The sequence below is a fragment of the Pseudomonas sp. LBUM1657 genome, assembly GCF_059716075.1.
In genome coordinates this window covers 1602152-1621479 of record NZ_CP166799.1, presented here as the reverse complement: position 1 = coordinate 1621479, position 19328 = coordinate 1602152, and the positions used below count along the sequence as shown (strand labels likewise).

At 60.9% G+C, this 19328-nt stretch carries 10 protein-coding genes; 7 read left to right on the top strand and 3 right to left on the bottom strand.

Annotated elements, in window-relative coordinates:
- Positions 1–153 precede the first annotated feature (153 nt).
- Positions 154–7308, bottom strand: a complete 7155-nt coding sequence (locus ACA055_RS07335; RefSeq protein WP_497683025.1) for a retention module-containing protein — start codon at positions 7306–7308, stop codon at positions 154–156.
- 594 nt (positions 7309–7902) lie between these two features.
- Between ACA055_RS07335 and ACA055_RS07330 the strand changes: the two genes are divergently transcribed.
- From ACA055_RS07330 to ACA055_RS07320, 3 genes are read left to right on the top strand one after another with little or no spacing between them, the layout of a single operon-like run.
- Positions 7903–9261, top strand: coding sequence for a TolC family outer membrane protein (locus ACA055_RS07330; RefSeq protein WP_497683024.1), 1359 nt, complete (start codon positions 7903–7905; stop codon positions 9259–9261).
- 19 nt (positions 9262–9280) lie between these two features.
- The gene (locus ACA055_RS07325) at positions 9281–11440 is read left to right on the top strand and encodes a type I secretion system permease/ATPase (protein WP_497683023.1); all 2160 of its coding nucleotides are present in this window, start codon (positions 9281–9283) and stop codon (positions 11438–11440) included.
- A 9-nt stretch (positions 11441–11449) separates the two neighbouring features.
- Positions 11450–12805, top strand: a complete 1356-nt coding sequence (locus tag ACA055_RS07320; protein ID WP_497683022.1) for an HlyD family type I secretion periplasmic adaptor subunit — start codon at positions 11450–11452, stop codon at positions 12803–12805.
- A 147-nt stretch (positions 12806–12952) separates the two neighbouring features.
- Here the strand turns inward: ACA055_RS07320 and ACA055_RS07315 are convergent, their stop codons facing one another.
- Both ACA055_RS07315 and ACA055_RS07310 read right to left on the bottom strand, forming a co-directional pair.
- A complete protein-coding gene (locus ACA055_RS07315) occupies positions 12953–13549 on the bottom strand; it encodes a tRNA-uridine aminocarboxypropyltransferase (protein ID WP_497683021.1) in 597 nt (198 codons plus the stop codon).
- Positions 13550–13563: 14 nt separating this feature from the next.
- Complete coding sequence (locus ACA055_RS07310; RefSeq protein ID WP_497683020.1) at positions 13564–14460, bottom strand: LysR family transcriptional regulator; 897 nt, start codon at positions 14458–14460, stop codon at positions 13564–13566.
- Between the two features lie 366 nt (positions 14461–14826).
- Here ACA055_RS07310 and speB point away from each other — a divergent pair, with 366 nt between their 5' ends.
- The 4 genes from speB to ACA055_RS07290 all read left to right on the top strand — a co-directional run bounded on the left by speB (position 14827) and on the right by ACA055_RS07290 (position 19308).
- On the top strand, positions 14827–15777 hold the full coding sequence (gene speB, locus ACA055_RS07305; protein WP_497683019.1) for an agmatinase: 951 nt from the start codon (positions 14827–14829) through the stop codon (positions 15775–15777).
- Positions 15778–15786: 9 nt separating this feature from the next.
- A complete protein-coding gene (locus tag ACA055_RS07300; protein WP_497683018.1) occupies positions 15787–16209 on the top strand; it encodes a YybH family protein in 423 nt (140 codons plus the stop codon).
- Between the two features lie 54 nt (positions 16210–16263).
- On the top strand, positions 16264–17775 hold the full coding sequence (locus ACA055_RS07295; protein ID WP_497683017.1) for a purine-cytosine permease family protein: 1512 nt from the start codon (positions 16264–16266) through the stop codon (positions 17773–17775).
- Positions 17776–17928: 153 nt separating this feature from the next.
- Positions 17929–19308, top strand: a complete 1380-nt coding sequence (locus tag ACA055_RS07290; RefSeq protein WP_497683016.1) for a sodium:solute symporter family protein — start codon at positions 17929–17931, stop codon at positions 19306–19308.
- Positions 19309–19328 lie beyond the last annotated feature (20 nt).

The following is a 19328-nucleotide window of genomic DNA, read 5'->3' as shown; positions in this document are numbered from 1 at the left end:
AATCAAGTAGACCAAAGATCCCCCTGTGGGAGCGGGTTTGCTCGCGAAAGCGCCAGAACCGGCAACAGATCACGAACGTTCAGCCACCTAACAACAGACAACAAAAAACCCGCCATCTCTTTTCTCAGAGATGGCGGGTTTTGTCGTTTTAGATCAAACGGTATCCACCTTCAACGAATGGTCATTGAGCATCCCGTTGATGATGGTCGCCGTGTCGTGGCCACCGGCAACCACACCACCCGCCCCTGGCGTCACACCGTAATGACTGGCGAGGTTCACACCCGCCAGGTCAATGGTCTGGTTCGGCGCCGCGCCGGCCATGCCGCTGACGTCGATGCTGGTGATCAGTGAGTCGCCACTGCCAGAGATTTTGAAGTGCAGGTAGTCATCCAGCGAGGCCGCGGTGCCGTTTTCCCCTTGCAGCAGTTGCGACAGGTCGAGTTTGTCGGTGCCCGGCGTGAAGTCGGTGACCACGTCATGACCGCTGTTGCCTTTGAGCCACTGGAAGGTGTCCGAGCCGCTGCCACCGGTGAGGGTGTTGTTGCCCAGGCCGCCGATCAGGAAATCATCGCCGTCCCCACCATTGAGCACGTCATTGCCCAGACCGCCGTTGATGATGTTGCTGTGGCCGTCACCGGTGAGGCTGTCGTTGAAGTTCGAGCCCGTGAGGTTTTCGATCGCGGTCAGGGTGTCGGTGCCTGCGCCGAGGGTGTTTTGCGGAGTAAGCAGGCTCAGGTCGACTTTGACGCCGGCCGTGGCGTGAGCGTAGCTGGCGGTATCGTTGCCGGTGCCGCCGTCGAGCAGGTCGTTGCCCGCGCCACTGAAAAGCAAGTCATTACCGGCGTCGCCGTGCAGGGTGTTGTTGCCCGAACCTGCAGTGAGCACGTCGTTGCCGTCGCCGGCATTGATGATGTTGTCGCCAGTGCCCGCCACCAACACGTCGTCTCCCGCTGTGCCGGTGAGGGTGTGGCCTTCCTGATAACTGATGGTCACTGCCGCACTGTCGCTGCCGCCGTGGCTATCGTTGGCGGTGTAAGTACCGTGGTGGTCCGGGGCGAAGTCGTGGGCGCCGCTGTAGTTGACGGTCATGGTCAGCTTGTAGCTTTCCGCGTTGTTGACGCCGCTGCCGCTGGGGTTGGTGATATTGGTTACGTGGATCTGGTATGTGCCGTCCGATGTCGCGGTAATGGTCTGGCCGTCGGCGATGGCAATGAAGGCGCCACCGTTGATGGAGTACTCCATGGCGATGTGACCGGCCGCCAGGTTGTGATCCAGGTTGAGGGTTTCACCCTGCTTGAGGTTGACGGTGATGCGGTCCTCATCATTGCCATTGGCGTTGTCGACTTTGCCCAGATAACCGCTGACGACCAGCACGGCCGTCATGGTTGCCGCGTTCGCGGTAAAGGCGCTACGCACATTGGCCAACGTCTGGTTCGCCGCGTTGTTGCCGGTACCGGAGAAGTTGATCTTCCCGCTGCCGGTAAAGTCCGCGCCTTTGGGCATCCAACCGGTATTGAAGGTGGTCGGCGAGGCCGTGAGCGGATCGCCATTGGGGTCGGTGTCGTTAGCCAGCAGCAGCTCGCCCGGTATCACGACGCTACCCGATAGCACGTTGGTGATGACATGGTCATCGACCGCCACCGGTGGCGCGTTGGGAATGACCTTGACCACCAGCGTGGAGCTGGCCAGGTCGCCATCGTTGTCGCTGACCGTGAAGCCGATGTTTTCGGTGATCACCACGGCGGTGGTTTTCTGCGAGACGTAGCTGAACTCGCCGGTGTCGAGGTTCACCAGCAGGGTGCCTTTGTTATCGGTGGCGATGCTCAGGGTGTTGTTGGCCGTGTTGAACGTGCCGTGGTTGATACCGCCGCTGAAGTTCAGCGAGCCCTGGTTGCTGTTGCCTTTGGGGTCATAGGTGTAAGTGGTGCCGTCGACCGTGATGGTTTTGATGAAACCACCATCGGCACCGAACGTACCGCCCTCGCCCAGCAGCGAGCCGGTGACCGGCGCACCGATCACGGTGCCTGACAGCACCGAGTTGAGTTGCCCAAGGTCGGTCACGATCACGGCGTTGGTGTTGGTGTGGGAACTGCCGTCATAGGCCAGTGGGTCGAGGTTGGCATTGCTGACGTTACTGCCCAGGCCAATCGCGTAGTTCTTGATGCCATTGGCGTCGAGGAACGCTTTCCAGGCCACCTCGTCCGACGTACCGATCGCTCCTTCGTTGGGTTTGCCGTCGGAGAAGAAGTAGCCGACGTTCTGCGCCCCCGTCAGTTTGCCGCTGGTGTTGAACGCGGTTTGCGCGACGTTCACAGCCGCGTCGTAGTTGGTGCCGCCGCCCGCCGTGAGACCGGCGATGATCGACTTGGCTGTCGCCACATCCACCCAGACCGAGGTCTTGTCGGAGGCGTTGCTGCTGAAGGTGACAATCTGCACTTTCACGTCGCCCAGATCGTCGTATTTGTCGAGCAAGGCGCTGATCGCCTGTTTGGCCAGCCCGAGTCGTGACAGTCCACCCACGCCGGAACCGTCGGCCATGCTGCCGGACACGTCGATTACCAGCAGCAGGTTTGAATCGATCTCCACGGCGGCCACCGAACGGTCCGAGGCGACGGCTTTGGGCACGTCATCGACGATGTTGACCAGGATGGTGCTGGTGGTGCTGTTACCCAACGCATCAGTGGCTTTGTAGGTGAAGCTTTCGCTCAGGGTATTGGGCCCGTCGTTGGCGTTGGGCGCAGTTTTCGGCGCCGATGTCAGCGTGTAGGTGTAGGTGCCGTTGGGGTTGAGCAGGATTTGCCCGTAGGTTCCGGTGGCGCTGCCGACCAGGGTGTACGTGACCGCGCCACTGGCACCGCTGACCGATCCAACCAGCGTACCGGACGCGGTTTCGCCAGTGTTGCCGGGCTCGCTGCCGGTGACGCTGCCCGCCGCCAGATCCTGACCTCCCTTGCTCAAGTCCAGGGCTTTTTCGTAGACGGTCACGTCGCTGTCGGTGACCGCTTTGATGCAGCTGTTGTTGACGTCGATGGTGATGGTGGTGGTGCTTTGATCGCCATCGGCATCACGTATGGTGTAGGTGAAGGTGTCCGTGGCCCCCGGCGCGCCCACCGAGTTCGGGTTGCTGTGATAGACCGCGTTGCCGTTGGCATCCAGGGTCAGATAACCGTAGGTGCCGTTGATGTGCGAACCCAGGCCGCCAATGGCCGAAGTCGAGGTGTCCGAGCCTGCGCGCACGCCGACCACCGCGCCACCGGCTGCCGGACCATCGGCGCCGCGGATGTCGTTGTCCAGCACGTTGCCGCTGACCGTACCGCCCTCCACCACCGAAGCCATGTCGGCTTTGGCGGTCGGCAAGTCATCGACAATGTTGACGTTGATCTGCCCCGAGGCCGTGCTGCCATCACTGTCGGTAGCGACCACATTGATGTTGTCGCTGATGCTGTTGGCACCATTGGCATTGGGGTGGGTTTCGTTATCCACCAAGGTGTAGCTGTAGCTGACGACGCCGGTGGCCGGGTTGAAACCGGTGATGGTCAGCGTACTGCCCAACGGGGTGACGATCGATTGCGGGAAGCCAGCAGCCACGCCACCGCTGATGATCGCAATACCCCCCACGGTCAGGGTTTGCAGTCCGTCGAGGGCGGTGACCGTGAAGGTGCCGCTCTGGGTCAAGGCCGGCGCGTTGGGGTTGGTGCCGTCGCTGAGATTTTTCTCGTAGACCGTCAGCTCGCCGCAATCGATGTCCAGCCCCTTGATGATGACCGGATCATTGTTGTTGTGGATATTCAGCACCAAGGTGGCGGTGCTGGTATCGCCGTCCGAATCGGTGAGGGTGTAGGTGAAGTTTTCCGTGCCGTTACCGCCACCGTGCAAGGCTTTGAAGTCTGCGTCGCTGGTGTTCAGGGTGTAGGTGTAGGTGCCGTTGGCATTCAATACCAATGTGCCGTAAGTACCGGTGAACGTGCCGGGCGTGACCGGGCCGGAGCTGGGTCCTGTCGGCACACGGTCCGCACCTTGCACGTCGTTGGTCAGCACGTTGCCGTTGAGGGTCAGCAGGGTTTCCGAGGCGGTGTGGACGTTGTTGTCGTTCACGGCTTTGGGCACGTCATCGACGATGTTCACCACGATGGTGCTGGTGGTGCTGTTGCCCAGCGCATCAGTGGCTTTGTAGGTGAAGCTTTCGCTCAGGGTATTGGCACCGTCGTCGGCATGGGGCGTCGTGCCCGGCGCCGACGTCAGGGTGTAGGTGTAAGTGCCGTTGGGGTTGAGCAGGATCTGCCCGTAGGTTCCGGTGGCACTGCCAACCAAGGTGTAAGTGATCGCGCCAGTGGCGCCGGTGACCGAACCGACCAAGGTGCCGGAGGCGGTTTCGCCGGTGCTGCCAGGCTGGCTGCCGGTGACAGTACCTGGCGCCAGGTCCTGGCCATCCTTGATCAGGTCCAGGGCTTTTTCATAAACGGTCACGTCGGTATCGCTGACCGCTTTGATGCCGCTGTTGAACACGTCGATGGTGATGGTGGTGGTGCTTTCATCACCATCGGCGTCGCGCACGGTGTAGGTGAAAACGTCGATCGCACCGGGACCGCTCACGGCGTTCGGGTTGCTGTGATAGACCGCGTTGCCGTTGGCATCCAGGGTCAGGTAACCGTAGGTGCCGTTGATGTTCGAACCCAGGCCGCCAATGGCCGAGGTCGAGGTGTCCGAGCCTGCGCGCACGCCGACCACTGCGCCACTGAGCGCCGGCCCATCGGCGCCGCCGATGTCGTTGTCCAGCACGTTGCCGCTGACTGTCCCGCCTTCGGCCACACTGGCCGAATCCGGTTTGGCGGTGGGCAAGTCGTCGACGATGTTGACGTTGATCTGCCCCGACGCGGTGCTGCCGTCAGTGTCAGTCGCCACCACGTTGAAGTTCTCGGTGATGCTGTTGGCACCGTTGGCATTCGGATGGGTTTCGTTGTCCGCCAGGGTGTAGGTGTAACTGACCACGCCGGTTGTCGCGTTGTACCCGGTGATGGTCAGGGTGCTGCCCAACGGCGTCACGATCGATTGCGGGAAACCGGCGGCCACGCCACCCGTGACCACGGCGATACCACCGATGGTCAGGGTTTGCAGGCCATCGAGGGCGGTGACGGTGAAGGTGCCGCTTTGCGTCAGGGCCGGTGCGTTGGGGTTGGTGCCGTCGCTGAGGTTTGCTTCGTGGACGGTGAGTTCGCCGCCGCTCACATTGAGGCCGTCGATAGTGACCTGGTCATCGTTGTTGTGGATGTTCAGCACCAGGGTCGCGGTGCTGGTATCGCCGTCGGCATCGGTGATGGTGTAGACAAAGTTTTCCGTGCCGTTGCCATTGCCGTGCAAGGCTTTGAAGTCAGCATCGCTGGTGTTCAGGGTGTAGGTGTACGTGCCGTTGGCGTTGAGTACCAACGTGCCGTAAGTCCCGACGAACGTACCGGGGGTGATCGGGCCGGCACTCGGGCCGGTCGGCACGCGGTCGGCGCCTTGCACGTCGTTGGTCAGCACGTTGCCGTTGAGCGTGAGCAAGGTTTCAGACGCGGTTCCGGCGTTACTGTCGTCCACGCCTTGAGGCTGGTCGTCGACGATGTTCACGTCCAGGTTGCCATTGGCCGTGGTGCCGTTGTCATCGACCACGGTCACTGCAAACTGCTCGGAAATGCTGTTGGCGCCATTGGCGTTCGGATGCGTTTCGTTATCGGCCAGCGTGTAGCTGTAACTGACCACGCCCGTCGCGCTGTCGAACCCGGTGATGGTCAGGGTGCTGCCCAGTGGCGTAACGATCGATTGCGGGAACCCGGCGCTCACGCCGCCAACCACCACGTTGATACCGCCGACGCTCAGGGTTTGCACGCCGTCGAGGGCGGTGATGGTGAAGGTGCCGCTTTGGGTCAGCGCAGTAGAATTCGGCGCACTGCCGTCACCGAGGTTTTTCTCGTAGACCGTCAGCTCACCGCCTTCGGCGTTCAGCCCACCGATGATGACCGGGTCATCGTTGTTATGGATTTGCAGCACCAGGTTCGCGGTGCTGGTGTCGCCATCGGCATCCGTCAGGGTGTAGGTGAAGGTTTCGGTGCCGCTGCCGCCGCCGTGCAAGGCTTTGAAATCGGCGTCGCTGGTGTTAAGGGTGTAGGTGTACGTGCCGTTGGGATTGAGCACCAGGGTGCCGTAAGTACCGGTGAAGGTGCCGCCGATCACGGGCCCGCTGTTGGGGCCGACAGGAATGCGATCAGCGCCCTGGCTGTCGTTGGGCAGCACGCTGCCGGTCAGGGTCAGCAGGGTTTCCGAGGCGGTGTTGGCGTTGCTGTCATCGACTGCTTTGGGCACGTCGTCGGTGATGTTGACGTCCAGCGTACCGGTGGCGGTATCGCCATTGCTGTCGCTGGCCACCACGGTGAACTGTTCGCTGAGGTTGTTGATGCCGTCACCGGCCGAATGGGTTTCGTTGCCGTTGAGGGTGTAGCTGTAACTCACCACGCCCGTGGCCGGGTTGTAGCCCGTGATGGTCAGGGTGTTGCCCAACTGGGTGGTGATCGATTGCGGGAAGCCTGCGGCCACGCCGCCGCTGATCACGTTGATCCCGCCGATGCTCAGGCTGGTCAGGCCGTCGGGGGCGTTCACCGTGAACGTGCTGTTCTGGGTCAACGCAGCGGTGTTGCTGGCGGAGCCATCGCTCAGGTTCGCTTCATTGAGCTTCAGCTCCCCCCCTTGCACGGACAGGCCGTCGAGGGTAACCGGATTGTCCGCCGCCGGAGGCACCGGCACGCCCAGATCGTCATCACCGTTATCCGGATCACCGGCCAAACGCTCCAGGGGAAACTCGGGAATGCCGTTAAACCCTGCAGTGGGGAAACCAATGATCGGATCGACCCGCCCGCCGACTTCCTCCAGCAGCACAAACGAGTGACCGCCACCCCCATCGGATGCACCAGGCGAATTCGGACCGGCTGCAGTGGCTTCCGCTGTTTGGGTCGGGTCATCGCCGGCAGCAATTGCTTTTTGCAGTTTCTCGACATCAGTCAGCTGCGCCTGGCTCGGCGTCACGGCTTCAGCGGTGTCCACATGGGGCACCTGATTCGCCAGCAGCTGAGGCGTCATTTGCAGACTGCTGCCACGCCCGAGGGTCAGTTCCTGGCCATTTTGCAAATGCACCGCCACCGCGCCTTCAGCCCCGGTGACTAATTGATCGCCGGCGAACAACCGGTCTCCCTCGATCAGTGCACGTCGTGTGCCGTCGCTCGCGACCGCAAACACCTGACCAATAACCTTACTGACGATACCGATGAGCGTAGCCATGTGCACTTCCTCCGCTGCCAACCACTGTCGGCGCCCTGTGTGTGCGAAGAACTGCAAAAGGCTCAGGGAGGTCATCTGACGGATTGTCTGCCGGGACAGTGGCTACCGAAAAGTAAGCCGCTGCCCCGGCGACAGTCTCGCCAAGCGTGTCGCTCGCGGGGCGAAGTGTCCGGTTCTGGATAAAGCCCATGCAATCAATGACATGGGGATCCATTTGCGCAACACCCTGCCCATTGAGCGATGCGTAACAGTAATGAAGCACTAGAGTGACAAAAAACCGTCGCCTCCAGACTGTCACGCTTCCCTCCCCTCCAGCACTTCCCCGCCCTATATCGATAAGTGGATTGGAACTTTCCTTGCGCCCTGAAGAGCTCCCTAAGGCTCATAAATCAAGGGCTTTCGCAGTGAACAATGTGCTGGATTTTTCAGAGCGCATAAGTTTTTTTTGGCATAGCGATTATGAGAAATACTTCTTAGGTTCTCTCCAGAATGTTCTTAGCTCTGTTGTTACAAGCATGAAACGGTTTTACCTATAAATGCCGTCAAATATTTGGCGACTGATAAGCACCATAAGGACTTCAGGGAGATGTACCCATGCGCGTTTTAACCCCTTTATGCAGCGCAATTCTTTTGGCCATGGCCTGCTCATCTCAGGCTCAAGCCATGTCATTGACCGAAGCGATCCAGAGCACCATCGCGACTCACCCGGAGCTGGCGTCGCGGGTGGACAGCCGTCTGTCGGCCGATGAAGATGTGAAAGTCGCCAAAGGGGGCTTTTATCCATCAGTTGATCTGAATGCCGCCTACGGGCGCGGGTACAGCGACAACACCAACACTCGGGCCTTCGGCAATCACCACACCGAAATCCTCACCTACACCCAATCGGAACTGCGTCTGCGCCAGATGCTCTTCGATGGTTTCAACACCGCCAATGAAGTCGAACGCACCAAAGGCGTGGTCAACTCCCGGGCCTATTACGCTCAGGGCACCGCTCAAGACCTGGCCCTGCGCACCATCGAGGTCTACCTCGAAGTGCTCAAGCGCCGGGAACTGGTGACGCTGGCCAAGAACAACCTGCAAGCCCACCTGCGGGTCAACGACCAGATCGGCCTGCGTACCCAACGGGGCATCGGTAGCAACGCCGACGCCGATCAGTCGACCGCTCGTCGGGCACTGGCGGAAAACAACCTCGACACCGCCGAAGTCGACCTGGCCGATGCCGAATCGAACTTCTTCGCCGTCGTGGGGCGCATGCCCGATGAACTCGAAACGCTGCCATCGATTCGCGGCGAATTGCCCGCCAGCCTGCCGGAAGCCCAGCAGAGCATGGTGGACAACAACCCATACCTGAAATCGGCCCAGGCCGACGTGCAATCGGCCGAGAGCCAGTACGAAGTTTCCAAGTCGCCGTTCTACCCGCGCTTCGACGCCGAAGCCGCGGTGGGTGCGAACAACAACGTGCAAGGCGAGGAAGGTCACGACAACGAATGGCGCGTTGGGATCGTGATGAACTACAACCTGTTCCGCGGCGGCAGCGACAAGGCCCGTCTTGCCGGCAACGCGCACCGGATCAACCAGGCGATGGACATCCGCAACAACGCCCTGCGCCAGCTCAACGAGAACATCCACCTGGCCTGGAACGCCATGGTCAACGCCAAGAAACAAACCCCGACCGCCCGCGAATACGCTGAAACCACCACCCGCGTGCGTGCCGCCTACCAGGATCAATTCGGCCTCGGTCAACGGACCCTGCTCGACGTGCTGGACAGTGAAAACGAACTCTATAACGCCAACCGCCGCTACACCGAAGTGCGCTACGTCGAGGAGTACTCGATGTACCGGGTGCTGGCGAACATGGGCCAATTGCTGAGCAAACAACGGGTGGTGCTGCCCGCCGATGCGATTGCCCAAACCGAAGTGAAAAACGAAGCCCGTCTGCCTGAACTGAGGTAATACAACTGGAGCGATCAATGTGACCAGCATGGAACCCGGCAACATCGGTGTCGATCCTCGGCTGAGCTTCGATGACCCGCTTCTGGACGGTCTGTTGATTCTCTGCAAACTTCATGGCGCGACGGTCAGTCGTGCCAGCCTGAGTGCCGGGCTGCCAATGGCACACCAACGCATGAGCCTGGACCTGCTGCCGCGCGCAGCGGCCCGGGCCAGCTTGCAGGCGCGCTTGCTGCGCCGCGACCTAGCGGATATTTCCGCCCTCAACCTGCCCGTACTGTTGATCCTGAACGACGGCCGCACCGCCGTTCTGCGCCGCTTCGGCGATGACGGCAAGGCGCTGATTCTGCCCAGCGAAGCCGATGGCGGCGAGCAATGGGTCAGCCGTGAAGAGCTGGCCGAAAACTACAGCGGCCAGGCCTTGTTCGCCCGGCCACGCCACGAACTCGAAGACTTGCGCTCGCCTCTGGTGCCGCGTGTGGAGGCGTGGTTTCGCGACACGTTGAAGCTGTCGAAATGGCTGTACAGCGATGCGATCCTGGCGAGTTTCCTGATCAACCTGCTGGGGCTGATGGTGCCGCTGTTCGTGATGCAGACTTACGACCGCGTGGTGCCGAACCAAGCCACGTCGACCTTGTGGGTATTGTCCATCGGCCTGCTGATCGGCACGGGGTTCGAACTGGTGCTGCGGGTGGTTCGCGCCCATTTGCTGGACACCGCCGGGAGGAAAACCGACGTGATCCTTTCCGCCACCCTTTTCGAACGCATCACCGGCATGTCGATGAAAGCGCGGCCGGCAACCATTGGTGGTTTCGCCCAGAGCATCCATGACTTCCAGGGCCTGCGGGAGTTTCTCACCGCCGTCACGTTGACCAGCCTCATCGACTTGCCCTTCGCTGTGTTGATGCTGGTGGTGATCGGTCTGCTCGGTGGCTGGCTGGTGGTGATTCCGCTGCTGGCGTTTCCGATCACGATCATTTTTGCGATGGTGATTCAGTCCCGTTTGCGCGACACCGTGCAAAAAAGTCTGAGCCTCGGCGCCGAACGCCAGGCCCTGCTGATCGAAACCCTCGGCGGCCTGGAAACCCTCAAGGCCTGCAGCGCCGAAAGCGAACGCCAGCACAAATGGGAAAGCACCCACGGCGCCCTCACCCGCCTCGACAGCCATGCACGCAACCTGTCGGCGCTGGCCACCAACGGCACGTTGTTCATCCAACAATTCTCCGGCATGGCAACGATCATCGCCGGGGTCTACAGCATCATCGCCGGCAACCTCAGCGTCGGCGCGCTGGTGGCGACCTACATGCTCGGCAGCCGTGTGCTCGCGCCGCTGGGGCAGATTGCCGGTTTGATCACGCGCTACCAGCAAGCGCAACTGACGATGAAAAGCACCGATGCGCTGATGTCCTTGCCCCAGGAACGCGATGCCAAACAACGGCCGCTGGAACGCACTCAACTGCAAGGCGCGCTCGACGTCAACGGCGTGACGTTCCACTACAACGGCCAGAATGCTCCGGCGCTGGCCAACGTCAGCTTCAGCGTGAAACCCGGCGAGCGGATCGGCATCATCGGGCGCAGCGGCTCGGGCAAAAGCACGCTGGCGCGGCTGGTGATGGGGTTTTATGCACCGGAAGAAGGCCAGCTACTGCTCGATGGCCTGGATCTGCGGCAACTGGACGTCGCCGACTTGCGCCAACAGATCGGTTATGTCGCCCACGACCTGCCGCTGCTGGCCGGCAGCCTGCGTGACAACCTGACCCTCGGCGCACGTTACATCAGCGACTCACGAATGCTCGAAGTGGCGGAACTCACCGGCGTCACCGAGCTGGCCCGTCAGCATCCTCAGGGCTTCGATCGTCCCGTGGGCGAACGCGGGCAGTTGCTGTCCGGCGGCCAACGTCAGGCGGTATTGCTGGCCCGCGCCTTGTTGCTCGACCCGCCGATCATGCTGCTCGACGAACCCACCAGCGCCATGGACAACAGCAGCGAAGACGTCCTGCGGCAAAAACTCCACGGCTGGGTCCAGGGCAAAACCCTGCTGCTGGTCACCCATCGCACCTCAATGCTCAGCCTGGTGGATCGGCTGGTGGTGCTGGACAACGGGCGGATCGTCGCCGACGGTCCGAAAGAAGCGGTCATCGATGCATTGCGCAAGGGCCGTGTCGGCTCTGCGACCGTCTAGGAGTCGCTTATGTCTGCTTCACAAGGTTCACGCGGCTACTTCGACAGTTTCAGCAAAAGCGCCGAAAGCGAATTCATGCCGGAAACCGCCGGCGCCGCGTTACAGGATTCCCCTCGCTGGTCGCGCATCACCGTGTGGCTGGCCGCTGCGCTGATCATTACGGCAGTGGTCTGGGCCAAATTCGCGGTGCTGCAGGAAGTCACCATGGGTGAAGGCAAGGCAATTCCGTCGAGCAAGGTTCAGGTCATCCAGAACCTGGAGGGCGGCATCGTCACCGAGATCTTCGTGCGTGAAGGGCAAATGGTAAACAAGGGCGATACGCTGCTGCGCCTGGATGACACGCGATTCCTCTCGAACAAGGGCGAAAGCGAGGCGGATCGTTATGCGTTGACCGCCCAGGTCGAACGGCTTTCCGCCGAAGCCGAAGGGCGGCCGTTCAAGCTGTCCGCCGAAGTGATCGCCAAGTCACCGCAAGTGGCCGAAGACGAACGCTCACTCTACGAACAACGGCAACGTCGACTGGCCAGCGAGCAGCGCACCCTGTCCGAGCAACTTCGGCAAAAAACCCAGGAACTGGCAGAGTTCCGCTCCAAACAGGGCCAATACAGCTCAAGCCTGGCGTTGCTGCAACAAGAAATGAACATGTCGGCGCCCCTGGTGGGCACCGGGGCGGTTTCGCCGGTGGAAATCCTGCGGCTCAAACGCAGCGCGGTGGAAATTCGCGGTTCGCTGAATGCCACGACCCTGGCGATTCCCCGTGCCGAATCGGCGATCAACGAAATCAAAAGCAAGATCGACGAGTCGGAACAATCCTTTCGCTCGGACGCTGCGAAAGAGCTGAATGAGAAACGCACCGACCTGTCGAAAATCACCGCATCGAGCATCGCCATCGACGACCGCGTCACCCGAACCACAGTGGTATCACCGGTGCATGGCATTATCAAATTGCTGAAGGTCAACACCATCGGCGGCGTGGTTCAGCCGGGTAGCGACATGGTGGAAATCGTGCCGATTGAAGACAACCTGCTGATCGAAGCCAAGGTCCGGCCACAGGATGTGGCGTTCCTGCATCCGGGCCAGAAAGCCATGGTCAAGTTCAGTGCTTACGACTACACGATTTACGGCGGATTGAGCGCCAAACTTGAGTTGATCGGCGCCGACACGACCACTGACGACAAAGGCAACAGCTTTTATCTGATTCAGGTACGGACCGATAAGAACCACTTGGGCGGGGATTTGAAACCGTTGCTGATCATTCCGGGGATGGTGGCGACGGTGGACATCATTACCGGGGAGAAGAGCGTGTTGGATTACTTGCTTAAGCCGGTTCTGAAAGCGCGGACTGAGGCGATGCGCGAGCGCTAGACATCCTCCCAAGTCTGCGGTGTTTGATGCTCCGCCTTCGCGGGCAAGCCCGCTCCCACAGGGATCTGCGTCGTACACAAATAATGTGAACACCACGAAACACTGTGGGAGCGGGCTTGCTCGCGAAGAGGCCCTTACAGACAACAACTATTTCGGCCCGTGATTCCGCAGGAAAATCTCCTCCCCCATCGCCGTAATCTGCCCCTCGATCAACGCTTCGAACGGCCGTAACAAAAGCTCGAAAGAGGTCGGTGCCTCGAGGGTCTGCAACGCCTGGACAATCGCCTCCACCGTCGACAACGCCCCAGGCCCCGGCGCCTTGCGCAAGCGGTAACGGGACACGCCTCCATCAACCAGCGTCACCCTCGGTAACGCCGCCAACAGCGGGTTGAGGTGCAGCATCTTGCGCGCCTTGCGCCAGGTTCCGTCCGGAACCACCAGCAGCAGTGGTTCATCGGTTTCGGTGTAAGCCCGCATCGGTTGCGCATCCTCGGCAGGAAACAACAAGCGCGCCCGATAACCTGGCTGATTCAACAGGGCCGGCAAATCCTCGAACACCTCGCCCACGATCAACTCGGCATTCTTCAACCCCAGCGCCGCCAAACGCGCGGTGTTCAACGCGTGATTCACTTCACTCGGATGCTGCAACAACAGCACCCGGGTGCGGCTGTCGAGGTTCGGTATCAGTGGGCACAGGCAATGGGTTTGCGGGCGCAGGCAGCGGGGACACTGGATTCTGGACATCGCTTCTTTTTCCTTTAAGCCGCCTGGTTCAGTTGCGCTTTGAGCAGGTCGCGGAAGGTCTGGATCAGCGGCTCGCGGCTTCGGCCCCGGCGCACGATCATCGAAAACGGCGCCTGATAACCGAAGGTCGCCGGCAGTAGCACCCGCAAATCACCCTTGTCGGCCCATGCTTGGGCGTAGTGCTCCGGCAAATATCCGATGTAGGCGCCCGACAGCACCAAAATCAGCTGGGCTTCCATACTTTCCACGGTGGCGGCGCTGTGTTTGAAGCCATGACGGGCCAGTTCAGCCTGGCTCCAGTAACCGCGACCGACCATGCGCTGCTGGGTGATCACTTGCTCGGGGATGCGCCGCTCGGTGAACAGCGGATGCCGGCTGCTGCAATACAACCAATGTTGCTCGCGGTACAGCGGCATATAGACCAGCCCGCTCATGCGCGTGGAAAACGCACCGATGGCCAGGTCGAGGCGGTTGTCCTGCACACCGAGTTGCAGTTCGTAGGGGCTCATGACCGACAGGTGCAAATGCACCGCCGGGTGTTCCTGGCTGTAGGCGCCGATGGCTTCGGCGAAGGGCAAGGCCTTGTCGCTGACGGTGGAGTCGATCACCCCAAGGTTGAGTGTGCCGCGCAACTCCCCCTTCAGCGCCGCAGCGTACTGCTCGAACCCTTCGAGCTCACCAAGCAGGCGCAGGGTTTCCTGATGGAACAGCTCGCCCTTGCTGGTCAGGCTGAAACCACCGCGACCGCGATGGCACAGCACCAGGCCGAGGGCGCCTTCGAGCTGGCTCATGTAAGTGCTGATGGCCGACGTCGAGAGGTTGAGTTCCTGCTGGGCGTTGGCGAATCCCTGATGGCGGACCACGCTGACGAAGATGCGCAACAGTTTCAGGTCGGGTAAAGCGTTGGCCATGATTGCTCCGATGACAAAGTAACGCGCGGTGCTTCTGTGGAAACACACTCCTTGTGGGAGCGGGATTGCTCGCGAAAGCGCTGTGTCAGGCAACATTGCCATGGACTGACACGACGCCTTCGCGAGCAATCCCGCTCCCACATGGGTTGCGGTGTCTGGCCTCTGAATGCCAGCCATCAGCGATTCCGTACAGAACGGGAAGTCTATCGCTGCACCGGCCATTAGTTTAGAAAAATCTGAACTAAGTATTTGCCCGTAGCGATTCTTCCCGGCCACTACATTTCGCAGAATCGGCCCACAGCGGTGCCCGCCTCTCCCCGAGCGGTCAACCGACATAAATAAAACAACGACGATGAGGCCTTACCCGTGGACAAGATTCTTCACCAACCACTGGGCGGCAACGAAATGCCGCGCTTCGGCGGCATCGCCACCATGATGCGACTCCCCCATTTGCCAACCGCTGCCGGCCTGGACGCTGCTTTTGTCGGCGTGCCGCTGGACATCGGTACTTCCCTGCGCCCCGGCACCCGTTTCGGGCCTCGTGAAATTCGCGCTGAATCGGTGATGATCCGCCCGTACAACATGGCCACCGGCGCTGCACCGTTCGACTCGCTGTCAGTTGCCGATATCGGCGACGTGGCGATCAACACGTTCAACCTGCTGGACGCCGTACGGATCATCGAAGAGTCCTACCACGCCATCCTCGAACACAATGTGATCCCGCTGACCCTCGGCGGCGATCACACCATCACCCTGCCGATTCTGCGTGCCATCCATAAAAAGCACGGCAAGGTCGGCCTGGTGCACATCGACGCCCACGCCGATGTGAACGATCACATGTTTGGCGAGAAAATCGCCCACGGCACCACCTTCCGTCGCGCCGTTGAAGAAGGTCTTCTGGACAGCGACCGCGTGGTGCAAATTGGCTTGCGCGCCCAGGGTTACACCGCTGACGACTTCAACTGGAGCCGCAATCAAGGCTTCCGTGTGGTTCAGGCCGAAGAGTGCTGGCACAAATCCCTGGCCCCGCTGATGGCCGAAGTTCGCGAGAAAGTCGGCGGTGGTCCGGTGTACCTGAGTTTCGACATCGACGGTATTGATCCAGCCTGGGCGCCAGGTACGGGCACCCCGGAAATCGGTGGTCTGACGACCATTCAGGCGATTGAAATCGTTCGTGGCTGCCAAGGCCTCGACCTGGTCGGTTGCGATCTGGTAGAAGTCTCGCCCGCCTACGACACCACCGGCAATACCTCGCTGCTGGCCGCCAACCTGCTGTACGAAATGCTCTGCGTACTGCCTGGCGTGGTCCACCGCTGAGGATCGGTCATGAACGAACGTGACCAGGTATTAAAAGCCGCCGCCGATCTGGTGACAGCCTTTGCCCGTAACGATCGCGAAGCCTACTTCGGCGCGTTCAGCACCGATGCCAGTTTCGTGTTCTACACCCTCGAGCAGCCTCTGCTGTCGCGCGATGCCTATCAGGCGTTGTGGGACACCTGGCGTGCCGAGGATGGCTTCGAGGTGCTCTCGTGCACCTCAAGCAACGCCTTCGTCAGCCTGCAGGGTGACGTGGCGATTTTCATCCATGACGTGGCCACCGAGCTGCGCATGCAAGGGGAGCAACACTTCAGCCAGGAGCGCGAGACGATTGTTTTCAAGAAACAAGCGTCTGGCCAAGAACAACAAGGCCTATGGCTGGCCTGCCACGAACATTTGTCCGCGATGCCGGAAGGGCTGCCACCCCCTTAGCCAAACAGGTGACGCTCACACACGATGAGCGCGCCTATATGATCGGAGCAGATCATGAATAACAACAACAAAGAAAAAAGCCTTAGCAGCATTGAAACAAACGGGGTCGAACAGATCCCGGATCATGAGCGCGACGCCAAACCCAGCGACCTGTTTCGCTTGATCTTCGGCGGCGCCAATACCTTTGCCACAGCGGTGCTCGGCAGTTTTCCCGTGCTGTTCGGCCTGTCTTTCCAGGCGGGCGTGTGGGCGATTGTGCTGGGCGTAGTGCTCGGCGCGCTGATCCTTGCGCCGATGGGCCTGTTCGGTCCACTCAACGGCACCAACAACGCCGTGTCCTCTGGTGCGCATTTTGGTGTGCATGGGCGGATTGTCGGTTCGTTCCTGTCGCTGCTGACCGCCATCGCCTTTTTCTCACTGTCGGTGTGGAGTTCGGGTGATGCGCTGATCGGTGGTGCCAAACGCCTGATCGGTCTGCCGGAAACCGATCTGACTTTGGGCCTGGCCTACGGACTGTTCGCGATCCTCGTGCTGACCGTATGCATCTACGGCTTCCGCTTCATGTTGTGGGTCAATCGCATCGCGGTGTGGGCCGCCAGCCTGCTGTTCCTGCTCGGCATCTTCGCGTTCGCCCCGACCTTCGACAGTCAGTTCGCCGGCACCGTCGCCGTGGGTCAGGCCGGTTTCTGGGCTGCCTTCATCGGCGCCGCGCTGGTCGCCATGAGCAACCCGATTTCCTTCGGCGCGTTCCTGGGCGACTGGTCGCGATACATCCCGCGTGAAACGCCGAAGGGTCGCATCATGCTGGCGGTGATTGCCGCGCAAATCGCAACGTTGATCCCGTTCCTGTTCGGCCTCGCCACCGCCACCATCGTGGCGATCAAGGCACCGGACTACATCGCGGCCAATAACTACGTCGGCGGTCTGCTGGCGGTCTCGCCGAGCTGGTTCTTCCTGCCGGTGTGCCTGATCGCGGTGATTGGCGGCATGTCCACCGGCACCACCTCGCTGTATGGCACCGGGCTGGACATGTCCAGCGTGTTTCCACGGGTGCTGTCGCGGGTCAAGGCGACGCTGCTGATCGGCGTGATGTCGATTGCCTTCATCTTCATCGGACGCTTTGCGGCGAATCTGGTGCAGAGCGTGTCGACCTTCGCCGTGCTGATCATCACCTGCACCACCCCGTGGATGGTGATCATGATCATCGGTCTGCTGGTGCGTCGCGGCTTCTACTGCCCGGATGACCTGCAAGTCTTCACCCGTGGCGAGAAAGGTGGTCGCTACTGGTTCACCCACGGCTGGAACTGGCGTGGGCTGGGTGCCTGGATCCCGAGTGCGCTGGTGGGTTTGTGCTTTGTGAACCTGCCGGGGCAGTTTGTCGGCGTGCTGGGCGATCTGGCGGGCGGCATCGATATCAGCCTGCCGGTCACCCTCGGCCTGGCGTCGCTGGTGTACCTGGCGCTGCTGAGCCTGTTCCCGGAACCGGCCGCGGTGTTCGGCCCCAACGATCCACGCAGCAAGAGCACGGACCCGCTCGCTAAACCGGCGCTGAGAACAGCCGCCTGATTAAACGCATTACCTGTAGGAGCGGGCTTGCTCGCGAAGAACGATGACGCGGTTTATCTGACAGATCGCAGCGCCTGATTCGCGAGCAAACCCGGCTCCCACAGGGATTGATTTCAGCCTCACCATAAAAAAGACAATCGGAGACACGCCATCATGGCTTTGGATTTATTCGTCGTACTCATATACGCCGCCGCGATGCTGGTACTCGGCTACTTCGGCATGCGCAAGGCCAAGACCAACGAAGACTACTTGGTCGCCGGTCGTAACCTCGGCCCGACCCTGTACATGGGCACCATGGCCGCCACCGTTCTGGGCGGCGCTTCCACCGTCGGCACCGTGCGCCTGGGCTATGTCCATGGCATCTCCGGTTTCTGGCTCTGCGCTGCACTGGGTTGCGGGATCGTGGCGCTGAACCTGTTCCTCGCCAAACCGCTGCTGAAACTGAAAATCTACACCGTCACCCAGGTACTGGAAAAACGCTACAACCCGATGGCCCGCTCCGCGAGCGCGGCGATCATGCTGGCGTACGCGCTGATGATCGGCGTGACCTCGATCCTGGCAATCGGCACCGTGCTGCAAGTGCTGTTCGGCCTGCCGTTCTGGATCTCGGTCCTGCTCGGCGGTGGCGTGGTGGTGGTCTATTCGGCCATCGGCGGCATGTGGTCCCTGACCCTGACCGACATCGTCCAGTTTGTGATCAAGACCGTTGGCCTGATGTTCATCCTGTTGCCGATCTGCCTGTACCGCGTCGGCGGCTGGGATGAGTTGGTGATGAAACTGCCGGAAGCCGCTTTCAGCTTCACCACCATCGGCTGGGACACCATCATCACCTACTTCATGATCTACTTCTTCGGGATCCTGATTGGTCAAGACATCTGGCAACGGGTGTTCACCGTCAAGAGCGCCAAAGTCGCGCAGTACGCCGGTACTTTCGCGGGTCTCTACTGCATCCTCTATGGCCTGGCCTGCGCCCTGATCGGCATGGCGGCTCACGTGCTGATCCCGGATCTGGACAACGTCAACAACGCCTTCGCCGCCATCGTCAAACTGTCCCTGCCGGACGGTATCCGTGGCTTGGTGATCGCCGCTGCACTGGCCGCCATGATGTCCACCGCCAGCGCCGGTCTGCTCGCCGCTTCCACCACCCTGACCGAAGACCTGCTGCCGAAACTGCGCAGCGGTAAACAGTCGAGCCTGGGCATCAACCGCCTGTTCACCCTGCTGACCGGCATCGCCGTACTCGGCATCGCGCTGGTCGTCAACGACGTGATCAGTGCGCTGACCCTGGCCTACAACCTGTTGGTGGGCGGCATGCTGATCCCGCTGATCGGTGCAATCTTCTGGAAACGCGCCACCACCGCCGGCGCCATCGCCAGCATGGGCCTGGGCTTTGCCACCGCGCTGGTGTTCATGATCAAAGATGGTATGGACGCCAACACCCCGATCTACTACAGCCTTGGTGTTGGTCTGGTGAGTTTCGTTCTGGTGAGTTTGCTGTCCCGTCGCCCGGCACCGATGGCGAGCGCGATCTAAGCTTTCTATAACGACTTGAT

What these genes read in the sequence shown, in the direction of transcription:
- ACA055_RS07300 (WP_497683018.1), top strand. Translation starts at nt 15,787, where the DNA reads ATGAACGAACGTGACCAGGTATTAAAAGCCGCCGCCGATCTGGTGACA.
- ACA055_RS07310 (WP_497683020.1), bottom strand. Translation starts at nt 14,460, where the DNA reads ATGGCCAACGCTTTACCCGACCTGAAACTGTTGCGCATCTTCGTCAGC.
- ACA055_RS07295 (WP_497683017.1), top strand. Translation starts at nt 16,264, where the DNA reads ATGAATAACAACAACAAAGAAAAAAGCCTTAGCAGCATTGAAACAAAC.
- ACA055_RS07290 (WP_497683016.1), top strand. Translation starts at nt 17,929, where the DNA reads ATGGCTTTGGATTTATTCGTCGTACTCATATACGCCGCCGCGATGCTG.
- ACA055_RS07320 (WP_497683022.1), top strand. Translation starts at nt 11,450, where the DNA reads ATGTCTGCTTCACAAGGTTCACGCGGCTACTTCGACAGTTTCAGCAAA.
- ACA055_RS07315 (WP_497683021.1), bottom strand. Translation starts at nt 13,549, where the DNA reads ATGTCCAGAATCCAGTGTCCCCGCTGCCTGCGCCCGCAAACCCATTGC.
- ACA055_RS07335 (WP_497683025.1), bottom strand. Translation starts at nt 7,308, where the DNA reads ATGGCTACGCTCATCGGTATCGTCAGTAAGGTTATTGGTCAGGTGTTT.
- ACA055_RS07330 (WP_497683024.1), top strand. Translation starts at nt 7,903, where the DNA reads ATGCGCGTTTTAACCCCTTTATGCAGCGCAATTCTTTTGGCCATGGCC.